Source organism: Allobosea sp. 01N443 (genome assembly GCF_056399325.1).
This window is the reverse complement of sequence record NZ_JBFTRC010000061.1, coordinates 23,811-29,810: the sequence shown is the minus strand read 5'-3', so window position 1 is coordinate 29,810 and position 6,000 is coordinate 23,811. Positions and strand designations below refer to the sequence as shown.

At 62.2% G+C, this 6,000-nt stretch carries 5 protein-coding genes and 1 pseudogene; 1 reads left to right on the top strand and 5 read right to left on the bottom strand.

Translation table 11 applies throughout. The features are described 5' to 3' along the window. The coding region (locus AC1DRP_RS16770) for a hypothetical protein (RefSeq protein WP_476769025.1) at window positions 1-587 on the top strand (587 nt) is incomplete at its 5' end. Here the strand turns inward: AC1DRP_RS16770 and AC1DRP_RS16765 are convergent. The 5 genes and pseudogenes from AC1DRP_RS16765 to AC1DRP_RS16745 all read right to left on the bottom strand — a co-directional run bounded on the left by AC1DRP_RS16765 (window position 588) and on the right by AC1DRP_RS16745 (window position 5,679). Then, window positions 588-1,196 carry a hypothetical protein gene (locus AC1DRP_RS16765; protein WP_476769024.1) on the bottom strand — a complete coding sequence of 203 codons (609 nt, stop codon included), beginning with the start codon at window positions 1,194-1,196 and terminating at the stop codon, window positions 588-590. It abuts the gene before it with no gap. A 9-nt stretch (window positions 1,197-1,205) separates the two neighbouring features. Next, window positions 1,206-2,036: an ATP-binding protein gene (locus AC1DRP_RS16760; RefSeq protein WP_476769027.1), complete on the bottom strand. Its 831-nt coding sequence runs from the start codon at window positions 2,034-2,036 to the stop codon at window positions 1,206-1,208. Continuing rightward, on the bottom strand, window positions 2,011-4,623 hold the full coding sequence (locus tag AC1DRP_RS16755) for an Hsp70 family protein (RefSeq protein ID WP_476769023.1): 2,613 nt from the start codon (window positions 4,621-4,623) through the stop codon (window positions 2,011-2,013). Before AC1DRP_RS16755 ends, AC1DRP_RS16760 begins: the two co-directional genes overlap by 26 nt. 34 nt (window positions 4,624-4,657) lie before the next feature. After that, a pseudogene (locus tag AC1DRP_RS16750) lies at window positions 4,658-5,098 on the bottom strand (Hsp70 family protein); the annotation flags it as partial. Then, entirely contained in the window at window positions 5,095-5,679 is a 585-nt protein-coding gene (locus AC1DRP_RS16745; RefSeq protein WP_476769022.1) for a hypothetical protein, read from the bottom strand. The pseudogene AC1DRP_RS16750 and the gene AC1DRP_RS16745, both read right to left, overlap by 4 nt. Window positions 5,680-6,000 lie beyond the last annotated feature (321 nt).

Sequence of the window (6,000 nt, the reverse complement as noted above, 5' to 3'; positions counted from 1 at the left end):
GTGCCGAGTTCGAACGCTGGCTCATCTATAGCGCCGGAATTGGAGCCCTGTTCAAGGACAAGGTCAGTATCTCGTCCACGGGCGTCTCCTGGCAGAACAATCACATCACCCTCGAAGCAGTGACGCGCCTGCGATGGGGTGGTGCCAGCGGACTCCCGGCCGGCACGGCCTATACGATCATGCTGGGCGATGGTCGATCGGCCTTCACGATCAACACGCGCAAAGCCGATATCTACGCGAACCTCGTCGATCGCATATGGCGGACCGTCGGCCTCCGACTGCTACTTGAAACGGCCAGGAGGCTGCAGTCTGGGGAGGCACTGCGCTTCGGTGAGGCCATCGTGCGCGATGACAGCGTCACATTGATACGTCACAAAATACTCGGCTCGAATGAGCCCGTCGCGCTCGACTGGCATCAAGTCAACATCTGGACCGAGGACGGGCATTTCGTCCTGGGCTCGCGAGCCGACAAGAAGGTCTATGTCCGCCTTTCCTACCAGAGCGACGATAACGTACCTGTCTTGGAACATCTTATCCGCACCTTCTTCAAGACAGGCACGGACAGGATTTCCGAGATCTTCAACTGATCAGCGCCAGGCAAGCATCTGCTCAGCGGCTTCAGATCGTAGTGCGGCGCGCATCGCTTCAACGTCCGACTTGGCAATTGTCATATCGGACGCGCGATGGCGATAGCGTGTACAACGAGAATTATAGTCATTGATCCGCAAGTTCAAATTCCGAATATGCACCTCGCGCTTTAGGTCAGAAATCGCTTCAATATGATCAAGCCTGATCACCTCCGCAAGGCAATACCTTATCTCTGCGACTGAGAACGTCAAACCCTGACCGACAGACGGGATCTTCATCGACTCTGAACTACGGAGCGGCGTTGCTCGTGGAAGGGCCGACGTTGTCGAACCACCCGTATAGGGAGGCACATAGCTCGATGACTGCGGTCTTGCACTTAGGTATGCCAGGACACAGATGCCGGCTATGACGAGCGCCCACGTCTTCCGGCTTCCGGTCCAGAATCCAGGACCAGTCGAACGACGCCCCTGATGAGAGCGGGCCTCGGGATCAGAGGGGCGCGCGCTGGAAGCTGGCGGCAACGCGATCGTCGGCGCGGCGGAGATCGTGGAGGCAAGCGCCGTCAATCCCGCGAACCCTCGAGGCACCTTTTCGTCGATGTCACTCACCGCCCCCTCCTAGACAAAGCCGACGCGTGGCTTGGGCGCCCCGCTTTGCGGGAGCGCATCAACGGCCTTCGAGAAGGATGCATCGTCGATGGTGCTCATACGGGCGCGAGCCGCAAGTCGCGCAGCTTCACGGACGACGAAGGCGGTGTCAGAGAGAGGCCGCCCGGCGAGGCGCATTGCATAGGTTTCGAGAATCACGCCATCCGCCAGCGGCACGCCGTCCAGAAGAGCCCGCAACAAATCGAGCATCTCGGTCTGATCAGCGTGGTCGACCTTCACGACATGGTCGAAGCGTCCTCGACGGAGGATCGCCGGATCGATCATGTCGACGCGGTTGGTCATCCCGACAATCAGCACGCCCGCCTTGATCGCTTCCGGGATCGCTCTCAGGAATTCGGCGATCTCTTCTACCCTATGTTGCCCGCCGCCCGCGTCGCGCTCGGACAGGAAGGCATCCATTTCGTCGATGACCACCAGGGATGGAGCCGCGGCAATCGCGGCCTCGAACAACTGCCCCACCTTCCGGCTGGTCTCGTGGATGTATGGGCTGGCCACGCTGCTCGCATCCACGGCGAAATGGGGCCAGCCAAGATGGGCGATCAGTCGCTCGACAGCCACGGTCTTCCCGCAACCTGGCGGGCCCTCCAGGACGATCGCGCCGGGGTTGCCGATGCCGAGCGCAGTGTAATGCGACCGATTTTGGACGATGTCGACGACGTGGTCGTTGAAGAAATCCTCGAGCGCCGTCCTTCCCGGCAGGCGGAGGCGGCCATCGCTCGCCTTCGCAGCCGCGGTTCGGGCGAATTCAGCGGCTTCAGCCTCCGCACGCGGGATCAACATGGCGCCGGTGGGCTCCAATCCTGCTGCGCGGATCACATCGGCGAGTTGATCGACCGACATCCAAGAGAGCAGGTTTTGCACATTGGACATGGGATCGACCGAGACGCGCAAGCCGCCGGTCAGCCACGAACCCAGAACGAGCGCGTCGCCCGCGAGGGCATCTTCGGCATGGGTCGGGAGTATCCGCGACAGCTTCTCCACATAGAGCGCGCGCTCCAACGAGCCATCGCGGTAGCGAGCGCGCGTCTGCCGCATAGCGGCGGCAAAGGACAGTGCCTCCACCTTGTCCCGCGGCGAAGCACATCGATCCAGCGGCGCGAGCGCGAACGATCGCTCGCTCAGGATCGCGCCCATCCGATTCTCGCCGAACGTGACCTTCAACACCTCGGCCTCGTCGAGCAGCCGATCCTGAAACCACCTGTGAAGCAGCGTGCCGCGTATCAGCAGCACAAGACCGCCGCCATCCGCCTTGACGATCTGCCAGCCCGGCCCGGAATGCATCACGCGGCCAGCGCCTACGCCGCGCGCGATTTGGAAACCGATCGGAAGCCAGGGATCCGTGGACATGYCAGGCGGTCACGATATTGGTCATCGCGATCAGATCGTCGGCCTCCGCGGAAACGATCCGGATGCCACCGAGGCCGTGAAACGCCGCCCGTAATCCCTCGATATCGCCTGCCGCAATGGCGCGCTCCCCCTCGGCAACGAGATGCTCGAACATCTTCGGATMGGTGAAGAGATGGGGCGCGGAGGCGTAGTCCTTGAAGCGGTCCACGATGAACCAGTCCTGGCGGCGAAGGATCGTGCCGATCTTGCGGCGGAGTTCCTGGAGATTGGCCTCGAACCCATGGCCGGGCGTACCGATCAGACGCTCCGTGGCTGCCTGCAAGGCCTCGAAGGAGCTGACCTCCGCCGGCTTTGCCAAGGCCCTCATGTCGTGGAAGAACGCAACGACCTGATCCAACTCCATGCGGCGAATGACGCGGAAATTCGCCTTTCGAGCGGAGGCCAGCAGGCTCTTCGCCCTCTGGACGTTGTCGGAGGCCTGCTTGGCGACTTCGGGATCGCTCTCCTGTTCACTGATCGAAGCCGCCAGCTCCAGCCTCTCGCGCGCTTCGGAGAGCGCCGGGTCGTCGACCTTGGCAGAGACCTCCGCAAGCTGTTCGGCCGCTTGCGACGCCTCGTCCAGGATGCGCCTCGCGGCACTGCTGTAGTCGATCATTCCGGAAGCGCGGGAATAGAAGTTCTTGTCGCTCTGGAACGACCCACCGATCGCCGGAATCTCGACTTTCAGGTCGATGTTCCCTCCATCGCCGATCTCGTAGGTGAGGATGAGCGGCGCCCCCGCAGGGATGACGCCATCGACGAAGTCATTGCCGGTAATCTCGAACAGGCCGATGAACGTATTGTCCGAGACGGGATGATCGATATCCCCCTCCCAGAGCTTGAATTTCAATGACCCGGAGGCTCCCGCGCGAAGTGCCTCAGCAGCCTTGAATGGCTGGACACCACGAGCCGGCAGCTGGTCTCCGGCCTTCACCAGGTAATGAAGCCTGGCGATGTCGCCAACGGTATCCAGGACCTCGACGCCGATCGAGTGGGAGGCAGGGATGGCGTCGATGGTAGCGGCCGTCTGCGTGATGACGATGCGATCCTGCGCCAAGGAGAGTGGCCCTCCGGCAGGATCAAAGACGAACATCTTGAAAGTATTCTCGCCCCGCTTCGAAAGGGGCACCTCGATGACAGTGCCGTTCTTGATCTCGGCGCGGCCCGAAGACCACCCGGTGTCGAGACTGTCGACCTGAAAGGACGAGCCCGGGGCCGCGGGTGATCCGAGCTTCAGCGCGATCTTCGCTTTCTGATCCGGAGTTCGTGCGGCGTAATTCACCGTCAGGTCCAGTGTCGACCCGACGCTCACGCTCCCCCTGGAACTCTTGCGGCCCCGGCTATGCGCGCTCCAGTCGATGGCCTCGGCGAAGATGGCGGCGCCAGTGGCAACCGCCGTCATCGGATTCACGTCCGTTGACGGCGCGATGCCAAGCTCGAACGCGACGCGCTCGCGCAGCGGCTTGTATTGGGTCGGACCGCCGACGAAGACGATACGTTCGATGTCGTGTGGAGTGAGACCTGCGTGCTCGATCGTGTCACGCGCCGCCTGGACGGATTCCTTGACCTTGCCCTCGATCAGCCCACCCAGCTGATCCCGGGTGATGTTGACGTCGAGATAGATCTCGGTACCCGCCAGGTCCTTGCATCCGCATTCCGTCTCTTGTGCCCCGATCACCGCATTGTCCCGGCTGGAAAGCTCGATCTTCGCCTTCTCCACCGCCCGCTCCGCGACACGACGCAGCAGCTTGTATTCGGGCAGGGACGAGAACCCCTCGGGCAACGCAAAGGTCTGCTGAAGCCAGGGCATGACGAGGTTGTCGACGATCATGCGATCGAAATCCCGTCCTCCGCACATCTGGATGCCGCCCTGGCCGAGAAGGCTCACGCGGCCGCCAATGCTCTGGGCGATGGCGATGTCCAGGGTTCCCCCGCCAAGGTCGTAGATCAGGAAGATCCCATCGCCCTGGCGACTGCGCATGACGCTCATCACCGCCGCAAACGGGCTCCTGCATCAGGGCCACCTTGCCGAGCCCCGCCGCGCGCGCAGCCTCGATCGTGGCGTCCTTCTGCATCTGGTTGAACGCCGCCGGCACGGTGATCACGGTGGCCACGGTCTCGTCGTTGCGGATCTGCTCCGGCAGATAGCCAAACAGCGTGCGAAGGATCTCGGAAGAGCATTCCTCGGGTGTCATGGTAATGCCCACGGAGGGCAAGCGGATTGGCGTCGAGGTACCTATGTGCCGCTTGAACAGCATGGCAGTGCTGTCCGGATTTCGCGGTGCGTTCTCGTAGGCCCGCTGCCCGATATAGCGGTTGCCGCGCCGGTCGATCGCGATCGCCGACGGCGTCACGTCGTTCTGCTCGGGGCTCTTGTAGAGCTGGACGGTCTCCCCGTCATAGGAGCAGATTGCGCTGTTGGTGGTGCCCAGATCAATGCCGACGTAGTGGCTCATCTTCCAACCTTCTTGAGCATGACCGTGCCCATGCGCAGCAGGCCGGCAGAATTCATCACGATCGGATCGATCGTTTCCGCGACGACCAAGGTGTCGTCTGGTCCAAAATCGGCAATATTGAGGGGCGTGGCGGCGGTCCCGGTGTCGAATTGCTGGCCTTCGAGGTTCACCAGGCGCATTCCCGATGCTCCCAGGCAGCTTTCGACCTTTCCGAGGAAATATCGATGCTGGTTCGTGAACCGTGTCGCTTCCAGTGGGTCCAGCTTGGACAACGCTCGCCCGAAGAGCTTCTGGAAACGCCAACTTTCAAGTGCGAGCTCAAGAAGCGCGTCCTCGGCCCTGTTGGCCGCCTGATCGGGATCCATCGACATTTCCGTAGGGTAAGACGGCTCTTGGCATGACCGGCGCAGCCGGAAATAGCCACACGCTAGAATTGTATGAGATTCGTATTCGACTGCAATGGCTTGCTCACGCTCTTCCCCTTCGCAAACCGATGAGGCGCACTTGCTCGGCGCATGGGCCGCATGGCGAGATTGGCCTTCCCCGAGCACGGACAGAGTCGGAAGGCTGAATACCTGCAAGCGGCTGCATTTCAGCAGCGTCAGGCCTCGCCCTGATCCGTGCGCCCCGTGCGAGAACGCCAGCACCGGCAAAAATGACGGTGACTCGTGCGAGGAACTTGCCTCTAGCAGTCAGACGGCGTCGTGGCGCGGAGCATCACATCGGACTCGATGATGATCCGTTGCTGCGCGTTGCGGCCGGCGAACCCGGTCGAGTTGGAGGCGATGCGACTCGCCCAGGAGCCAGCTCTGACGATCGAGCATCTCCAGATTGGCGGGGCACAGACGAGCTGCACGCTGCCGCTCGACATGCCCCTGCCTTCGGCCGCGCTCGTCGCCCTG